General features: G+C 56.5%; 15 protein-coding genes and 1 pseudogene. 15 read left to right on the top strand and 1 reads right to left on the bottom strand.

What is annotated here, in order from left to right:
• Together nudK and OGV77_RS22175 are read left to right on the top strand one after the other, a co-directional pair.
• Positions 1 to 576 carry a GDP-mannose pyrophosphatase NudK gene (gene nudK / locus OGV77_RS22180; protein WP_003838513.1) on the top strand — a complete coding sequence of 192 codons (576 nt, stop codon included), beginning with the start codon at positions 1 to 3 and terminating at the stop codon, positions 574 to 576.
• Between the two features lie 123 nt (positions 577 to 699).
• Positions 700 to 1,743 carry a DUF1176 domain-containing protein gene (locus OGV77_RS22175; protein WP_043017965.1) on the top strand — a complete coding sequence of 348 codons (1,044 nt, stop codon included), beginning with the start codon at positions 700 to 702 and terminating at the stop codon, positions 1,741 to 1,743.
• Here the strand turns inward: OGV77_RS22175 and tkt are convergent.
• Positions 1,733 to 3,727 carry a transketolase gene (tkt, locus tag OGV77_RS22170; RefSeq protein ID WP_047409594.1) on the bottom strand — a complete coding sequence of 665 codons (1,995 nt, stop codon included), beginning with the start codon at positions 3,725 to 3,727 and terminating at the stop codon, positions 1,733 to 1,735. The genes OGV77_RS22175 and tkt overlap by 11 nt on opposite strands.
• Positions 3,728 to 4,008: 281 nt before the next feature.
• On the opposite strand from tkt, the gene maeB reads away from it, so the two are divergent.
• The 13 genes and pseudogenes from maeB to eutA all read left to right on the top strand — a co-directional run bounded on the left by maeB (position 4,009) and on the right by eutA (position 16,837).
• The gene (gene maeB, locus OGV77_RS22165; RefSeq protein ID WP_043017155.1) at positions 4,009 to 6,288 is read left to right on the top strand and encodes an NADP-dependent oxaloacetate-decarboxylating malate dehydrogenase; all 2,280 of its coding nucleotides are present in this window, start codon (positions 4,009 to 4,011) and stop codon (positions 6,286 to 6,288) included.
• 160 nt (positions 6,289 to 6,448) lie between these two features.
• Positions 6,449 to 6,784: an ethanolamine utilization microcompartment protein EutS gene (gene eutS / locus OGV77_RS22160; RefSeq protein ID WP_003037995.1), complete on the top strand. Its 336-nt coding sequence runs from the start codon at positions 6,449 to 6,451 to the stop codon at positions 6,782 to 6,784.
• Positions 6,785 to 6,796: 12 nt separating this feature from the next.
• Positions 6,797 to 7,276, top strand: a complete 480-nt coding sequence (gene eutP / locus OGV77_RS22155; RefSeq protein ID WP_003037998.1) for an ethanolamine utilization acetate kinase EutP — start codon at positions 6,797 to 6,799, stop codon at positions 7,274 to 7,276.
• Positions 7,254 to 7,958, top strand: a complete 705-nt coding sequence (eutQ, locus tag OGV77_RS22150; protein ID WP_043017154.1) for an ethanolamine utilization acetate kinase EutQ — start codon at positions 7,254 to 7,256, stop codon at positions 7,956 to 7,958. Before eutP ends, eutQ begins: the two co-directional genes overlap by 23 nt.
• Before the next feature lie 9 nt (positions 7,959 to 7,967).
• Positions 7,968 to 8,771 (top strand): ethanolamine utilization cob(I)yrinic acid a,c-diamide adenosyltransferase EutT, encoded by an 804-nt coding sequence (gene eutT / locus OGV77_RS22145; protein WP_043017153.1) that lies wholly within the window; start codon positions 7,968 to 7,970, stop codon positions 8,769 to 8,771.
• A pseudogene (gene pta, locus OGV77_RS22140) lies at positions 8,768 to 9,778 on the top strand (phosphate acetyltransferase); the annotation flags it as partial. The gene eutT and the pseudogene pta, both read left to right, overlap by 4 nt.
• 167 nt (positions 9,779 to 9,945) lie before the next feature.
• Positions 9,946 to 10,239, top strand: coding sequence for an ethanolamine utilization microcompartment protein EutM (gene eutM / locus OGV77_RS22135; protein WP_003835054.1), 294 nt, complete (start codon positions 9,946 to 9,948; stop codon positions 10,237 to 10,239).
• 114 nt (positions 10,240 to 10,353) lie between these two features.
• On the top strand, positions 10,354 to 10,641 hold the full coding sequence (gene eutN / locus OGV77_RS22130) for an ethanolamine utilization microcompartment protein EutN (RefSeq protein ID WP_003038011.1): 288 nt from the start codon (positions 10,354 to 10,356) through the stop codon (positions 10,639 to 10,641).
• Between the two features lie 11 nt (positions 10,642 to 10,652).
• A complete protein-coding gene (locus OGV77_RS22125) occupies positions 10,653 to 12,056 on the top strand; it encodes an aldehyde dehydrogenase family protein (RefSeq protein WP_043017152.1) in 1,404 nt (467 codons plus the stop codon).
• Positions 12,057 to 12,068: 12 nt separating this feature from the next.
• Positions 12,069 to 12,908, top strand: coding sequence for an ethanolamine utilization protein EutJ (eutJ, locus tag OGV77_RS22120; protein ID WP_047409608.1), 840 nt, complete (start codon positions 12,069 to 12,071; stop codon positions 12,906 to 12,908).
• Positions 12,898 to 14,085: an ethanolamine utilization ethanol dehydrogenase EutG gene (gene eutG / locus OGV77_RS22115; protein ID WP_043017150.1), complete on the top strand. Its 1,188-nt coding sequence runs from the start codon at positions 12,898 to 12,900 to the stop codon at positions 14,083 to 14,085. Before eutJ ends, eutG begins: the two co-directional genes overlap by 11 nt.
• Before the next feature lie 119 nt (positions 14,086 to 14,204).
• Positions 14,205 to 15,437: an ethanolamine utilization protein EutH gene (gene eutH, locus OGV77_RS22110; protein WP_043017149.1), complete on the top strand. Its 1,233-nt coding sequence runs from the start codon at positions 14,205 to 14,207 to the stop codon at positions 15,435 to 15,437.
• The gene (gene eutA, locus OGV77_RS22105; RefSeq protein WP_047409611.1) at positions 15,434 to 16,837 is read left to right on the top strand and encodes an ethanolamine ammonia-lyase reactivating factor EutA; all 1,404 of its coding nucleotides are present in this window, start codon (positions 15,434 to 15,436) and stop codon (positions 16,835 to 16,837) included. The genes eutH and eutA overlap by 4 nt, the downstream gene beginning before the upstream one ends.
• Positions 16,838 to 16,841 lie beyond the last annotated feature (4 nt).

Raw genomic sequence — 16,841 nt, 5'->3', positions numbered from 1 at the left:
ATGTCGCAAAAAATTACCCTCATCAAAGATAAAGTCCTCTCCGATAACTACTTCATCCTGCGCAATATCACCTATGACCTGACCCGTAGCACTGGGGAGGTGATTCGTCATAAGCGCGAGGTTTACGATCGCGGTAACGGCGCCACTATCCTGCTGTATAACCCGGAGAAGAAAACGGTGGTGTTAATCCGCCAGTTTCGTGTCGCCACCTGGGTCAACGGTAACGAAGATGGTCAACTGATTGAAACCTGCGCCGGGCTGCTGGATAACGACGAACCGGAAGCGTGCATTCGCAAAGAAGCTATTGAAGAGACCGGCTTTGAAGTGGGTGAAGTACGTAAGCTGTTTGAGTTATATATGTCGCCGGGCGGCGTGACGGAGATAATCCACTTCTTCATCGCGCAATACAGTGACAGCCAGCGAGCAAACGCCGGCGGCGGTGTGGAAGATGAAGATATTGAGGTTCTGGAACTGCCGTTCACACAGGCGCTGGAAATGATTAAAACGGGTGAGATCCGTGACGGTAAAACGGTGCTTTTACTGAACTATTTGCAGTCGTCGCATCTCATGGATTAATGCGCGGAATTTATATTTCTTTACAAATTTTCGGCCAATCCGACGATTCTTATTGAGCCACATCAGTCGCGCAAGGAAGATACCGCTTAGGCTGTGTGTTTTGACTTCGGGGTTGTACCGTCCATGCGCTATCGCGTTATTTTGCTTTTCCTGCTCGGGTTGCTACCCGTCCGTTTGCTGTGGGCTGCACCCGCTCAGCAAGCGTTTTCTGACTGGCAGGTAACGTGCAATAACCAAAACTTTTGCGTGGCGCGCAATACCGGTGAACATCACGGCCTGGTCATGACCTTAAGCCGCAGTGCCGGGGCGCATACCGACGCCGTGTTGCGTATTGAACTGGGTGGGTTGGAAACATCCACTGTCAAAGAGAGCGATATTGCGCCGCGTCTGCTCCTGGATGGCGCGCCGCTCTCGCTTCGCGGCGAACACTGGCGTATTACTCCCCGGCAACTGATGACCGACGATCCGGCGACCATCAGCGCCTTTTTACAAACCGTACAGGACGCGAAGGCGATAACCCTGCAAAAAGGGTCGCAAACCCTGTCACTGGATGGGCTAAAAGCCGCGCTGCTGTTTATCGACGCCCAACAAAAACGGGTCGGTAGCGAAACCGCATGGATCGAAAAAGGCGACGAGCCTCCGCTCAGCGTTCCTCCGGCTCCCGCACTGAAAGGCGTGGCGGTCATTAATCCAACGCCAACGCCTCTCACACAGCAGGAGCGCAGTGAACTGCTGGACTACGGTAACTGGCGGATCAACGGTATTCGCTGCTCGATCGATCCGCTGCGGCGCGAGATGCGCGTTACGGCCCTGACGGATGATAAAGCGCTGCTGATGATTGGCTGTGAGGCCGGGGCGTATAACACCATCGATCTGGCGTGGGTGGTTTCACGCACTAACCCTATGACTTCACGCGCGGTACGCCTGAGCCTGCCTTTTAAAACGGATGCGGAAAGTCGCGATATGGAGTTGACCAACGCCACGTTTGACGAGAAGTCGCGGGAGCTGGTAACCCTCGCCAAAGGACGAGGGATGGCAGATTGCGGTATCCAGACCCGCTGGCGCTATGATGGACAGCGGTTTCGCCTGGTGCGCTACGCCCAGGAGCCTAGCTGTGATAACTGGCATGGGCCAGATGCCTGGCCCACGCTGTGGATCACGCGTTAAGCACTTTGTGCGCTTTGTCGACGATGTTATCCACCGTAAAGCCGAAGAATGGGAACAACTTGTCCGCCGGTGCTGACTCCCCATAACCCGTCATGCCGACAATCGCCCCTTTCAGTCCAACATATTTGTACCAGTAGTCGGCAATGCCAGCCTCTACCGCCACGCGCGCGCTGACGTTTGCCGGCAAGACCGACTCCCGGTACGCCTCATCCTGGGCGTCGAAGATATCGGTTGAGGGCAGAGAAACCACCCGCACGTTACGACCTTCGCCGGTCAGTTTTTCCGCCGCCAGCAGCGTGATTTCCATTTCTGAACCGGTAGCAATGAGAATAACATCCGGCTTACCACCGCCATCCTTCAGCACATAGCCACCGCGGGCAATTTGCTGTACCTGCTCAGGCGTGCGTTCAACCTGCGCCAGATTCTGCCTCGAGAGGATCAGCGCCGTTGGCCCGTCATGGCGTTCGACCGCCAGCTTCCAGCCTACCGCCGCCTCAACCTGATCGCACGGCCGCCAGGTGCTGAAATTAGGCGTCAGACGCAGGCTGGCGAGCTGTTCAACGGCCTGGTGCGTAGGACCATCTTCCCCCAGACCAATCGAGTCGTGGGTATAAACCATAATTTGTCGGGCTTTCATCAGCGCCGCCATGCGCGCAGCATTACGGGCGTATTCAACAAACATCAGGAACGTTGCGGTGTACGGTACGAAGCCCCCGTGGTGTGCGATACCGTTGGCAATCGCGGTCATGCCAAATTCCCGCACGCCGTAGTGAATGTAATTTCCTGCATGATCCTCTTTAAGAGAAGTGGAGCCTTTCCAGATAGTCAGATTGCTGGGCGCCAGATCCGCAGAGCCGCCAAGCAGCTCAGGTAGTATCGGCCCGTAGGCGTTAAGGGTATTTTGCGAGGCCTTACGGGTGGCGATTTTGGCCGGATTGGCCTGCAGCTCGGTAATATATTTCTGCGTTGTTGCTTCCCACTCCTTCGGCAGTCCGCCGCTCATCCGGCGGGTAAACTCTGCCGCTAGCTCCGGATGCGCTTGTCGATACCCCGCGAATTTCTCATTCCAGCCCTGTTGCGCTTTTTCGCCTTTCTCGCGTGCGTCCCACGCCCGGTAAATCTCTTTGGGGATTTCAAAAGCAGGATGATGCCATCCCAGCTTCTGCCGGGTCAGCGCCACTTCTTCTTCGCCCAGCGCTGCGCCGTGCGCTTCCTCTTTCCCGGCTTTGTTCGGTGAACCAAAACCAATTACCGTGCGGCAGATAATCAGCGACGGCTTATCGGTAACAGACTGCGCTTCCTGAATCGCTTTTTTCACCGCCTCAGGGTCATGACCGTCAATCTCATGCACCACATGCCAGTGATAGGCCTCAAAGCGTTTCGCGGTATCGTCGGTAAACCAGCCGTCGGTTTCGCCATCAATCGAGATGCCGTTGTGATCGTAAAAGCCAATGAGTTTACCCAGTCCCAGGGTGCCCGCCAGCGAGCACGCTTCGTGAGAAATGCCCTCCATCAGACAGCCATCGCCCATGAATACGTAGGTAAAATGGCTGACAATTTCATGATCCGGCTGGTTAAACTGCGCTGCCAGCGTGCGTTCGGCAATTGCCATCCCGACTGCGTTGGCTAAACCCTGGCCCAGCGGGCCGGTGGTGGTTTCCACTCCCGGCGTGTAGCCAATTTCCGGGTGTCCTGGCGTCTTCGAATGGAGCTGGCGGAAATTCTTTAACTCGTCGAGCGGCAGGTCATAGCCGGAAAGATGCAGCAGGCTGTAAAGCAGCATTGAGGCGTGGCCATTAGACAAAATAAACCGGTCACGATCGTACCAGGTAGGATCGGTCGGGTTATGGCGCAGAAAATCGTTCCATAGCACTTCAGCGATATCGGCCATCCCCATTGGTGCTCCAGGGTGGCCGGAGTTAGCTTTTTGGACGGCATCCATACTTAGCGCACGAATGGCATTGGCAAGCTCTTTACGGGTCATAGGAAATACTCCTTGAAAAGTAAAGTGTTAGATGCGTGTTGTGATTCACACTTTTGGGAAAATTGCGGGCGTTGTCAGCAAAAAGCATAGCAGACAAGCATGGTATTGCTGGATTAAGCAGGTAACATGGCTGTTATAAATTGATAACAAATTCTTTCTTTGAATGGTGAGAGTTTGGGGACCTTCAAAGTTTGTGCCGTTGACTGGGGTGATAATGTGCGGCTCAGTAGAATGGTTACCCGCGCCACTTTTTTTGATAGATACGTGAAAGGAACAACAAGATGGATGACCAGTTAAAACAAAGCGCCCTCGATTTCCACGAGTTTCCGGTACCCGGTAAAATCCAGGTTTCTCCGACCAAGCCTCTGGCAACGCAGCGCGATCTGGCGCTGGCCTACTCGCCGGGCGTGGCTGCACCGTGTCTGGAAATTGAGAAAGACCCGCTGGCCGCCTACAAATATACCGCGCGCGGCAACCTGGTTGCGGTTATTTCCAACGGTACAGCGGTGCTGGGCCTCGGCAACATTGGCGCGCTGGCCGGTAAGCCGGTAATGGAAGGCAAAGGCGTTCTGTTTAAGAAATTCGCCGGGATTGATGTTTTCGACATCGAAGTGGATGAACTCGATCCGGATAAATTTATCAATGTGGTTGCGGCCCTGGAACCCACGTTTGGCGGCATTAACCTCGAAGATATTAAAGCCCCGGAGTGCTTCTACATTGAGCAAAAACTGCGCGAGCGCATGAATATTCCGGTCTTCCACGATGATCAACACGGTACGGCAATCATCAGTACTGCCGCTATTCTGAACGGTCTGCGGGTGGTTGAGAAAAATATCTCTGACGTGCGCATGGTGGTGTCTGGCGCAGGCGCAGCGGCGATTGCCTGTATGAATCTGCTGGTGGCGCTCGGGATGCAGAAGCACAATATTGTGGTCTGCGACTCCAAAGGCGTGATTTACAAAGACCGCGAACCGAACATGGCGGAAACCAAAGCGGCTTATGCGGTGGTAGATGACGGTAAGCGTACGCTGGATGATGTGATTGACGGCGCAGATATTTTCCTCGGTTGCTCCGGTCCGAAAGTGCTGACCCAGGAAATGGTTAAGAAGATGGCGCGTGCGCCAATGATCCTGGCGCTCGCCAACCCGGAACCGGAAATCCTGCCGCCGCTGGCAAAAGAGGTGCGTTCCGACGCCATCATTTGCACCGGTCGTTCTGACTACCCGAACCAGGTTAACAACGTCCTGTGCTTCCCGTTCATCTTCCGCGGCGCGCTGGATGTCGGCGCTACCGCCATCAACGAAGAGATGAAACTGGCTGCGGTACATGCCATTGCTGAGTTGGCGCACGCCGAACAGAGCGAAGTGGTGGCCTCTGCTTATGGCGATCAGGACCTGAGCTTCGGCCCGGAATACATCATTCCGAAACCTTTCGACCCGCGTCTGATCGTCAAAATAGCCCCTGCGGTGGCGAAGGCTGCGATGGACTCCGGTGTGGCAACGCGTCCGATTGCCGACTTTGATGCGTACATCGATAAGCTGAGCGAATTCGTCTACAAAACCAACTTGTTTATGAAGCCGATTTTCTCCCTGGCACGCAAAGCGCCGAAGCGCGTGGTGCTGACGGAAGGGGAAGAGGCGCGTGTGCTGCATGCCACCCAGGAGCTGATCACGTTAGGTCTGGCGAAGCCGATCCTGATCGGTCGTCCGAGCGTTATCGAAATGCGTATCCAGAAACTGGGTTTGCAGATCAAAGCGGGCGTCGATTTTGAAATCGTCAACAACGAGTCCGATCCGCGCTTCAAAGAGTACTGGAGCGAGTACTATCAGATTATGAAACGCCGTGGGATTACCCAGGAGCAGGCGCAGCGCGCGGTGATTGCCAATACTACGGTGATCGGCGCGATCATGGTGCAGCGCGGCGAAGCGGATGCGATGATCTGCGGTACGATTGGCGACTACCATGAACACTTCAGCGTGGTGAAAGAGGTGTTTGGTCATCGCGATGGCGTGCATACTGCCGGGGCGATGAACGCCTTGCTGCTGCCAAGCGGTAACACCTTTATCGCCGATACCTACGTCAACGATGACCCTACGCCGGAGCAACTGGCTGAAATCGCCGTGATGGCGGCAGAAACCGTACGTCGCTTTGGTATCGAACCGAGGGTGGCGCTGCTGTCCCACTCCAACTTTGGTTCATCTGACTGTCCATCGGCCAGCAAAATGCGCGATGCGCTGGAGCTGATTAAGGCGCGTGCGCCAGAGTTGATGATTGACGGCGAAATGCACGGCGACGCCGCGCTGGTGGAAAGCATCCGTAATGACCGTATGCCGGACAGTCCGCTGAAAGGCTCAGCGAATATTCTGGTGATGCCGAATATGGAAGCTGCCCGTATTAGTTACAACTTACTACGCGTTTCCAGTTCTGAAGGCGTTACGGTTGGCCCCGTGCTGATGGGGGTTGCAAAACCGGTTCACGTATTAACGCCGATCGCCTCTGTTCGTCGTATCGTTAATATGGTGGCGCTGGCGGTCGTAGAAGCCCAAACGCAGCCGCTGTAATTTCACTTTAATTTATTTCCGGCGCGGGTTTCTCTCGCGCCTTTTTATTTTCCCTTTCTTAGTGATCCACTTCACCTTTTAAACCTGGTTGCCGAATTTTGTTATTTACTCTGACAAAAAATTGCCACGATGAGGGCAGTTTTAGAGGAGGCGGTGAGCAATGGAAAAAGAACGCATTATTCAGGAATTTGTGCCGGGGAAACAGGTCACGCTGGCGCATCTCATTGCGCACCCCGGCGAAGAACTGGCGAAAAAGATCGGCGTTCCCGAAGCGGGTGCCATCGGCATCATGACGCTGACGCCAGGTGAAACCGCGATGATTGCCGGTGATTTAGCCATGAAGGCGGCAGATGTACATATCGGCTTTCTCGATAGATTCAGCGGTGCGCTGGTTATCTACGGCTCAGTAGGCGCGGTAGAGGAAGCGTTATTACAGACGGTAAGCGGTCTGGGTCGGTTATTAAATTTCACTTTGTGCAATCTGACAAAAAGTTAATCAGAGGCGGCGATGAAACGTATTGCGTTTGTCGGTACGGTGGGGGCGGGGAAAACAACGCTCTTTAATGCGCTACAGGGGAATTATTCCCTCGCCAGAAAAACTCAGGCCGTGGAGTTTAATGAAAATGGCGATATCGACACGCCAGGGGAATATTTCAGCCATCCGCGCTGGTATCACGCCTTAATTACCACGCTGCAGGATGTCGATACGTTGATTTATATACACGCGGCAAATGATAAAGAAAGTCGCTTACCTGCCGGGCTGTTGGATATCGGCGCCAGTAAACGACAAATCGCCGTTATCAGCAAAACGGACATGCCGGATGCCGACGTCGCCGCAACGCGACAACTACTTCGCGGGATGGGGTTTCAGGAGCCGATTTTTGAGCTCAATAGCCATGACCCGCGCAGCGTGCAGCACCTGGTGGATTATCTGACTGAGCTCAGCCAAAAGGAGGAAAGGGCAGGTGAAAAAACTCATCACAGCTAACGATATTCGTGCGGCCCACGCACGCGGCGAACAGGAAATGTCGGTTGTTCTGCGCGCCAGCATCATCACCCCGGAGGCGCGCGAAGTTGCGGAGCTGCTGGGCGTCACCATCAGCGAATGCGATGAATCCGCGCCAACTGCAGCCGCTGCTGCACCGGCGGCGGTGGATGATGGCAAAACGGAAAGCCAACGTATTCGCGAAACCATCATTGCGCAGTTACCGGAAGGGCAGTTTACCGAAAGCCTGGTCGCCCAACTGATGGATAAAGTCATGAAGGAGAAACAGTCGCTGGAGCAAGGCGGAATGCAGCCGAGCTTTAACTCGGTAACCGGCAAAGGCGGTGTCAAAGTCATCGACGGCAGCAGCGTGAAGTTTGGTCGTTTTGACGGCGCACAGCCGCACTGCGTAGGTTTAACCGACCTGGTGACCGACCAGGATGGTAGCAGTATGGCAGCCGGGTTCATGCAGTGGGATAACGCTTTTTTCCCATGGACGCTGAACTACGACGAAATCGACATGATTCTGGAAGGCGAGCTGCACGTTCGTCACGAAGGCGAAACCATGATTGCTAAAGCCGGGGATGTGATGTTTATCCCGAAAGGTTCCAGTATCGAATTTGGCACGCCATCAACGGTGAAGTTTCTGTATGTGGCCTGGCCTGCGAACTGGCAGTCCTGCTAAGGCGGATGTATGAAGGATTTCATTACCGAAGCATGGCTCAGAGCGAATCATACGCTCAGCGAAGGGGCTGAAATTCATCTCCCCGCTGACGCTCGCCTGACGCCGTCTGCCCGGGAATTACTGGAAAGCCGACATCTGCGCATTAAGTTTATTGACGAGCAGGGTAGCTTGTTTATTGATGACGAAGAACAGCAGCCGCAGCCGGTGCATGGCTTAACCAGCAGCGATACGCATCCGCAGGCCAGCTGCGAACTGTGTCATCAACCGGTGGTGAAGAAACCAGACACGCTGACGCATCTGACGGCGGACAAGATGGTCGCCAAAAGCGATCCGCGCCTGGGATTTCGCGCCGCGCTGGACAGCACCATCGCGCTGGCCGTGTGGTTGCAGATAGAGCTGGCGCAACCGTGGCAGCCGTGGCTGGCGGATATCCGTTCGCGCCTGGGCAACATTATGCGCGCCGACGCTATGGATGAGCCGCTGGCAGCACAAGCTATCGTCGGTTTAAGTGACGAAGATTTACACCGGCTTTCGCATCAGCCGCTGCGCTATCTGGACCACGACCATCTGGTGCCTGAGGCCAGCCACGGACGTGATTGCGCGTTGCTTAATCTGCTACGTACTAAAGTCCGAGAAACGGAGACGGTGGCGGCCCAGGTTTTCATCACTCGTAGTTTTGAAGTTATGCGACCGGACATCATGCAGGCGCTCAACCGCCTTTCCAGTACGGTCTACGTGATGATGATTCTGAGCGTGGCGAAGCATCCGCTAACGGTTAGCCAAATTCAACAGCGACTGGGGGAGAAGCCATGATCATTGAACGTGCTCGTCAACTCGCCCAGCGCTCACCTGCACGGGTGGTGTTCCCGGATGCGCTGGATGTTCGGGTGCTGAAGGCTGCTAATTACCTGCACCAGCATGGTCTGGCACATCCCATTCTCGTCGCCAGCCCGTTTGCGCTGCGTCAGTTTGCCCTCAGTCATCGGGTGGCAATGGATGGCATTCAGGTTATCGATCCGCAAAGCAACCTGCCAATGCGCGAAGAATTTGCGCTGCGCTGGCTGGCCCGCGCGGGAGATAAAACGCCTGCGGATGCGCTGGAAAAACTCAACGATCCGCTGATGTTCGCCGCGGCAATGGTCAGCGCGGGCAAAGCAGACGTCTGTATTGCGGGCAATCTGTCATCGACGGCAAACGTGCTGCGCGCCGGGTTACGCATTATTGGGCTACAACCGGGCTGTAAAACGCTGTCGTCAATCTTCCTGATGCTGCCGCAGTACCTCGGGCCGTCATTAGGGTTTGCCGATTGCAGCGTCGTGCCGCAGCCCACCGCCGCACAGCTTGCGGATATTGCGATTGCCAGCGCGCAGACATGGCAGGCGATCACAGGTGAAGAGCCGCGCGTGGCCATGCTGTCGTTTTCAAGTAATGGCAGCGCTCGCCATCCCAACGTCGCTAACGTGCAGCAGGCGACCGAGATCGTCCGTGAGCGTGCTCCACAGCTTATTGTGGATGGGGAACTGCAATTTGATGCCGCCTTTGTTCCGGAGGTCGCCGCGCAAAAAGCGCCCGCCAGTCCGTTAAAGGGCAATGCCAATGTGATGGTCTTCCCGTCGCTGGAGGCAGGCAATATTGGCTACAAAATCGCTCAGCGTCTGGGAGGGTATCGCGCAGTTGGTCCGTTGATTCAAGGGCTGGCCGCACCGCTTCATGACCTTTCTCGCGGCTGTAGCGTACAGGAAATTATCGAACTGGCGTTGGTGGCAGCAGTGCCGCGCCAGACTGACGTGAGTCGTGAAAACGCCTCGCACACACTGGTTAATACACAAAATCATTCGCGCAGCGTCGAGGCGGCAAGTGCGGGAACCTCAGGAGCTTACTTAAGTAAGTGACTGAGGTGAGCAAACGCAGCCAACAAAGAGGCTGTGTGAAGGATGAAGTGTATGTATAGGTCCCGTTCTGGACCCCTTAATGAGAGGAAAACACAATGGAAGCATTAGGAATGATTGAAACCCGGGGCCTGGTTGCACTGATTGAGGCTTCTGACGCAATGGTTAAAGCGGCACGCGTGAAACTGGTTGGCGTGAAGCAGATCGGTGGCGGTCTGGTCACTGCCATGGTCCGTGGCGACGTAGCGGCATGTAAAGCGGCAACGGATGCTGGTGCTGCAGCTGCACAGCGTATTGGTGAGCTGGTTTCCGTACACGTGATCCCGCGTCCACACGGCGATCTGGAAGAAGTGTTCCCGATCAGCTTTAAAGGCGACAGCAACGACATGTAAGTCGTCCATGTGACGCCACAGACTTCATTGCTGGCGTCACCCTCTCTCCTTTTCACATTACCTTCTGCGGAGGGTAGGGGGAGGTTTTACCTGAAATATGCCACGGAGGCGCGTATGAAACTGGCAATCGTCACAGGACAAATTGTTTGTACCGTACGCCATCAGGGGCTCGCGCACGACAAGTTGCTGATGGTGGAAATGATTGACGCCCAGGGAAATCCCGACGGGCAATGTGCTGTTGCGATCGACAGCATCGGGGCGGGAACCGGAGAGTGGGTGCTGCTGGTCAGCGGAAGCTCAGCCCGTCAGGCGCACCGGAATGAATCATCACCTGTCGATCTGTGCGTGATTGGCATTGTCGATGAAGTGGTGGCAGGTGGTCAGGTGATCTTCCATAAATAAGGCAGAAAATCATGAATCAACAGGATATTGAACAGGTCGTGAAAGCGGTGCTGCTGAAAATGAAAGACAGCAGCCAACCGGTCAGTGCCGTTCAAGAAATGGGCGTTTTTGCCTCCCTGGATGACGCAGTGGCGGCAGCAAAACTGGCCCAGCAGGGGCTGAAAAGCGTTGCCATGCGCCAACTGGCTATCACGGCTCTACGTGAGGCGGGCGAAAAGCACGCCAGAGAATTAGCGGAACTTGCCGTCACAGAAACCGGCATGGGACGCGTTGAAGATAAATTTGCCAAAAACGTGGCGCAGGCGCGCGGCACGCCGGGGGTGGAATGCCTGTCTCCACAGGTCCTGACCGGCGATAACGGCCTGACGCTGATTGAGAATGCGCCGTGGGGCGTGGTGGCCTCGGTGACGCCGTCCACCAACCCGGCCGCTACCGTCATTAACAATGCCATCAGCCTGATTGCCGCTGGCAACAGCGTGGTCTTCGCACCGCATCCGGCGGCGAAAAAAGTCTCTCAGCGCGCTATCACTCTGCTTAACCAGGCGGTGGTTGCCGCAGGCGGTCCGGCAAACCTGCTGGTTACCGTTGCCAACCCGGATATCGAAACCGCCCAACGTCTGTTTAAGTACCCAGGTATCGGCCTGCTGGTCGTGACCGGCGGTGAAGCCGTAGTGGATGCCGCGCGTAAGCACACCAACAAACGTCTGATTGCCGCCGGCGCAGGTAATCCGCCGGTGGTGGTTGATGAAACGGCCGACCTGGCGCGCGCGGCGCAGTCGATCGTTAAAGGCGCTTCGTTTGACAACAACATCATCTGCGCCGACGAAAAAGTGCTGATCGTGGTCGATAGCGTCGCTGATGAACTGATGCGTCTGATGGAAAGCCAGCATGCGGTGAAACTGACTGCGGCTCAGGCCGACCAGTTGCAGCCGGTGCTGCTGAAAAATATCGATGAGCGCGGTAAAGGCACGGTCAGTCGTGACTGGGTAGGCCGCGATGCAGGAAAAATCGCTGCGGCGATTGGTCTGAACGTACCGGATCAAACCCGGCTGTTATTCGTCGAAACCTCAGCGACGCATCCGTTTGCCGTCACCGAACTGATGATGCCGGTTCTGCCGGTTGTGCGGGTCGCCAACGTTGATGAAGCCATCGAACTGGCGGTCAAGCTTGAAGGCGGCTGCCACCATACAGCGGCGATGCACTCGCGCAATATCGACAACATGAACCGTATGGCAAACGCCATTGATACCAGCATTTTCGTCAAGAACGGACCGTGTATAGCCGGTCTTGGGCTCGGCGGCGAAGGCTGGACCACGATGACCATTACCACGCCAACCGGGGAAGGGGTGACCAGCGCGCGTACGTTTGTGCGTCTGCGTCGCTGCGTGTTGGTGGACGCCTTCAGAATTGTATAAGGAGTAAAAGAGATGGCGCACGACGAACAACGTTGGCTGACACCCAGGCTGCTCAAAGCGGCAACGCTATGTAACCAGACGCCTGCTGCGAGCGATTCACCGCTGTGGCTGGGCGTGGATTTGGGAACGTGTGATGTGGTGTCGATGGTTGTCGACAGCGACGGGCAGCCGGTTGCGGTTTGCCTGGACTGGGCCGATGTCGTGCGCGATGGCATCGTCTGGGATTTCTTCGGTGCGGTGACCATCGTTCGTCGCCATCTCGATACGCTCGAACAACAGCTGGGTTGCCGTTTTACCCATGCGGCAACCTCGTTTCCACCGGGAACGGACCCGCGAATTTCGATCAACGTGCTGGAGTCTGCCGGGCTTGAAGTAAGTCATGTGCTCGACGAACCGACCGCCGTGGCGGACCTGTTGCAGCTCGATAACGCTGGCGTGGTGGATATCGGTGGCGGCACCACCGGGATAGCCATTGTGAAGCAGGGCAAAGTGACTTATTCCGCCGATGAAGCGACCGGTGGGCACCATATTTCTCTGACGCTGGCCGGGAACCGCCGCATCCAGTTGGAGGAAGCCGAGCAGTACAAGCGCAGCAACGGCAAAGAAATCTGGCCAGTGGTTAAGCCGGTCTACGAAAAGATGGCGGAGATCGTGGCTCACCATATAGCAGGACAGGGCATCGCTGACTTGTGGTTGGCCGGTGGCTCCTGTATGCAGCCGGGCGTTGATGAACTGTTTCGTAAGCGTTTCCCGGAACTGCAGGTGCATTTACCCCAGCACAGCCTGTTTATGACCCCGCTGGCGATTGCAAATAGCGGAAAAGAAAAAGCGGAAGGAATCTATGCAAGCTGAATTGCAGACCGCGCTCTTTCAGGCATTCGATACCCTGAATCTGCAACGCGTAAAAACGTTTAGCGTTCCACCGGTTACGTTATGTGGACTGGGAGCGCTCAGTACCTGCGGACAGGAAGCACAAACGCGCGGACTGACGCATATGTTCGTCATGGTTGACAGCTTCCTGCATCAGGCAGGGATGACCGCCGCACTGGAGCGTAGTCTGGCGATGAAGGGCGTGGCGATGACGCTGTGGCCATGTCCGGTGGGCGAGCCGTGCATTACGGACGTCTGCGCAGCGGTCGCGCAATTGCGTGAATCGAAGTGCGATGGCGTAGTGGCCTTCGGCGGCGGTTCCGTACTGGATGCCGCAAAGGCAGTGGCGTTGCTGGTGACCAACCCCACCCAGACGCTGGCTGACATGGACGAGCGCAGCACGTTACGCCCACGTCTGCCGCTGATTGCCGTACCGACTACCGCCGGAACGGGCTCAGAAACCACTAACGTCACGGTGATTATCGACGCCGCGACTGGACTCAAACAAGTGCTGGCCCACGCAACACTGATGCCGGATGTGGCGATCCTTGACGCCGCGCTGACGGAAGGTGTGCCCGCACACGTCACGGCGATGACCGGGATCGATGCGCTGACGCACGCTGTTGAAGCGTATAGCGCTCTGAACGCGACGCCGTTTACCGACAGCCTGGCGATTGGCGCGATTGCGATGATCGGTAAATCGCTGCCGAAGGCCGTCGGCTACGGTCAGGATCTGGCGGCGCGGGAAAGTATGCTGCTGGCTTCCTGTATGGCCGGGATGGCGTTTTCCAGTGCGGGGCTGGGTCTGTGTCACGCGATGGCGCACCAGCCGGGCGCTGCGCTGCACATCCCGCATGGACAGGCTAACGCCATGCTGCTGCCGACGGTAATGGGGTTCAACCGCCTGGTGTGTCGTGAGCGCTTCAGCCATATCGGACGGGCGTTAACCAACAAGAAGTCGGACGATCGCGATGCCATCAACGCTGTCAGCGAGCTGATTAGCGAAGTGGGCCAAACCAAACGACTCTCCGACGTGGGAGCAAAACCCGAGCATTACAGCGCATGGGCTCACGCCGCGCTGGAGGATATTTGTATTCGCAGTAACCCACGCACCGCCACGCAGGCACAGATTATCGACCTGTACGCGGCTGCCGGGTAATGCCTGTAGGCCGGATAAGGTGCTCGCACCGCCATCCGGCAATAACACGGCGTTAATGCCGGAGGCGACGTAAACGTCTTATCCGGCCTACAAATCACAAATGACAGGGAGTAGGGGCTATGGGAATTAACGAAATCATCATGTACATCATGATGTTCTTTATGCTGATTGCCGCCGTGGACAGGATCCTGTCGCAGTTCGGCGGTTCGGCGCGCTTCCTCGGTAAGTTCGGTAAGAGTATTGAGGGGTCGGGCGGCCAGTTTGAAGAAGGTTTTATGGCGATGGGCGCGCTGGGCCTGGCGATGGTCGGTATGACCGCTCTGGCGCCGGTACTGGCGCATGTGCTCGGGCCGGTGATTATTCCGCTGTACGAAATGCTTGGCGCGAACCCGTCGATGTTTGCCGGAACGCTGCTGGCGTGCGATATGGGCGGCTTCTTCCTGGCGAAAGAACTGGCGGGCGGCGACGTTGCGGCGTGGCTGTACTCAGGCCTGATCCTCGGGGCGATGATGGGGCCGACGCTGGTGTTCTCCATTCCGGTTGCGCTGGGGATTATTGAACCATCTGACCGTCGTTATCTGGCGCTGGGTGTGCTGGCCGGTATCGTCACCATTCCGATTGGTTGTATTGCGGGTGGTTTGATAGCGATGTACTCCGGCGTCGAAATCAACGGGCAGCCGGTGGAGTTCACCTTCGCGCTGATCCTGATGAATATGATCCCGGTGCTGATCGTGGCCGTGCTGGTGGCGTTGGGACTGAAATTCATCCCGGAAAAAATGATCAACGGTTTTCAGATCTTCGCGAAATTCCTCGTGGCGCTGATCACCATCGGCCTGGCGGCAGCGGTAATTAAGTTCCTGCTCGGCTGGGAGCTGATCCCGGGTCTTGATCCCATCTTCATGGCACCGGGCGACAAGCCGGGTGAAGTGATGCGCGCCATCGAAGTTATCGGGTCTATCTCTTGCGTACTGCTCGGTGCGTACCCAATGGTTCTGCTGCTGACCCGCTGGTTTGAAAAACCGCTGATGAGCGTCGGTAATCTGTTAAAAATCAATAATATTGCGGCTGCAGGCATGGTCGCGACGCTGGCGAACAACATCCCAATGTTCGGCATGATGAAGAATATGGATACCCGCGGCAAAGTGATCAACTGCGCCTTTGCGGTCTCCGCGGCCTTTGCATTGGGTGACCACTTAGGCTTCGCCGCTGCCAACATGAACGCGATGATCTTCCCGATGATTGTCGGCAAGTTGATTGGCGGCGTGACGGCGATTGGTGTGGCTATGCTGTTGGTACCGAAAGATGAAGATGTGCCAGCAGAAGTAGAAACCAACCCGGAGGCGCAATCGTGAATACTCGCCAGCTACTGAGCGTCGGTATCGATATCGGCACCACCACCACTCAGGTGATCTTCTCGCGCCTTGAGCTGGTTAACCGTGCGGCAGTGTCGCAGGTGCCGCGCTACGAATTCATCAAACGCGAAATTAGCTGGCAAAGCCCGGTTTTCTTTACCCCCGTTGATAAGCAGGGCGGGTTGAAAGAGGCCGAACTTAAGGCGCTGATCCTCGCCCAGTATCAGGCAGCGGGTATCAAGCCTGAGGCCGTCGATTCCGGTGCGATCATCATTACTGGAGAAAGTGCCAAAACCCGCAATGCGCGACCGGCGGTGATGGCGCTCTCCCAGTCGCTGGGGGACTTCGTGGTTGCCAGCGCCGGTCCGCATCTGGAATCGGTGATTGCCGGTCACGGCGCGGGGGCTCAAACCCTGTCAGAGCAGAAGTTGTGCCGCGTACTGAATATCGACATCGGTGGCGGTACGTCGAACTACGTCTTGTTCGATGCCGGAAAGGTCAGCGGTTCGGCTTGCCTGAACGTCGGCGGACGATTGCTGGAAACTGATGGCCAGGGGCGAGTGGTGCATGCGCATCAGCCGGGGCAAATGATTGTTGATGACGTATTTGGCCCTGGTACCGACGCTCGTTCGCTTAACGCCACGCAACTGGTTCAGGTGGCGCGACGGATGGCGGCGCTGATTGTGGAAGTGATTGACGGCACGCTTTCACCGCTGGCGCAGGCACTGATGCAAACCGGTCTGCTGCCTGCGGGCGTGAAACCGGAAGTGATTACGTTGTCCGGCGGGGTGGGCGAGTGCTACCGCAACCAACCTGCCGATCCGTTCTGTTTTTCCGACATCGGGCCGCTGCTCGCCACGGCGCTGCATGAACATCCGCGCCTGCGTGAGATGAACGTGCAGTTTCCGGCGCAAACCGTGCGTGCCACGGTGATTGGCGCCGGGGCGCATACGCTGTCGCTTTCGGGCAGCACTATCTGGCTGGAAGGTGTGGCGCTTCCGCTGCGCAATCTGCCGGTGGCGATTCCGGTTGATGAGGCTGATTTGGTAGCCGCCTGGCAGCAAGCGCTGATGCAACTCGATCTGGATCCGCAAACGGACGCCTACGTGCTGGCGCTGCCCAGTTCGCTGCCGGTGCGCTACGCCGCGCTGTTAACGGTTATTGATGCGCTGCTGGCTTTTGTCGCGCGCTATCCGAATCCGCATCCCCTGCTGGTGGTAGCCGAGCAGGATTTTGGTAAAGCCCTGGGCATGCTGTTACGCCCACAGTTACAGCAACACCCGCTGGCGGTCATCGATGAGGTGGTTGTCCGGGCGGGGGACTATATCGACATTGGTACGCCTCTTTTTGGCGGATCGGTTGTGCCGGTGACGGTGAAATCACTCGCATTTCCTTCCTGAGGGA

This window comes from Citrobacter sp. Ce129 (genome assembly GCF_030334545.1).
Lineage (GTDB): Bacteria > Pseudomonadota > Gammaproteobacteria > Enterobacterales > Enterobacteriaceae > Citrobacter > Citrobacter europaeus.
This window is presented reverse-complemented; position numbering and strand designations above follow the sequence as displayed.

What these genes read in the sequence shown, in the direction of transcription:
- eutS (WP_003037995.1), top strand. Translation starts at nt 6,449, where the DNA reads ATGGAAAAAGAACGCATTATTCAGGAATTTGTGCCGGGGAAACAGGTC.
- eutN (WP_003038011.1), top strand. Translation starts at nt 10,354, where the DNA reads ATGAAACTGGCAATCGTCACAGGACAAATTGTTTGTACCGTACGCCAT.
- eutH (WP_043017149.1), top strand. Translation starts at nt 14,205, where the DNA reads ATGGGAATTAACGAAATCATCATGTACATCATGATGTTCTTTATGCTG.
- eutP (WP_003037998.1), top strand. Translation starts at nt 6,797, where the DNA reads ATGAAACGTATTGCGTTTGTCGGTACGGTGGGGGCGGGGAAAACAACG.
- eutG (WP_043017150.1), top strand. Translation starts at nt 12,898, where the DNA reads ATGCAAGCTGAATTGCAGACCGCGCTCTTTCAGGCATTCGATACCCTG.
- tkt (WP_047409594.1), bottom strand. Translation starts at nt 3,727, where the DNA reads ATGACCCGTAAAGAGCTTGCCAATGCCATTCGTGCGCTAAGTATGGAT.
- OGV77_RS22175 (WP_043017965.1), top strand. Translation starts at nt 700, where the DNA reads ATGCGCTATCGCGTTATTTTGCTTTTCCTGCTCGGGTTGCTACCCGTC.
- maeB (WP_043017155.1), top strand. Translation starts at nt 4,009, where the DNA reads ATGGATGACCAGTTAAAACAAAGCGCCCTCGATTTCCACGAGTTTCCG.
- nudK (WP_003838513.1), top strand. Translation starts at nt 1, where the DNA reads ATGTCGCAAAAAATTACCCTCATCAAAGATAAAGTCCTCTCCGATAAC.
- eutJ (WP_047409608.1), top strand. Translation starts at nt 12,069, where the DNA reads ATGGCGCACGACGAACAACGTTGGCTGACACCCAGGCTGCTCAAAGCG.
- OGV77_RS22125 (WP_043017152.1), top strand. Translation starts at nt 10,653, where the DNA reads ATGAATCAACAGGATATTGAACAGGTCGTGAAAGCGGTGCTGCTGAAA.
- eutM (WP_003835054.1), top strand. Translation starts at nt 9,946, where the DNA reads ATGGAAGCATTAGGAATGATTGAAACCCGGGGCCTGGTTGCACTGATT.
- eutT (WP_043017153.1), top strand. Translation starts at nt 7,968, where the DNA reads ATGAAGGATTTCATTACCGAAGCATGGCTCAGAGCGAATCATACGCTC.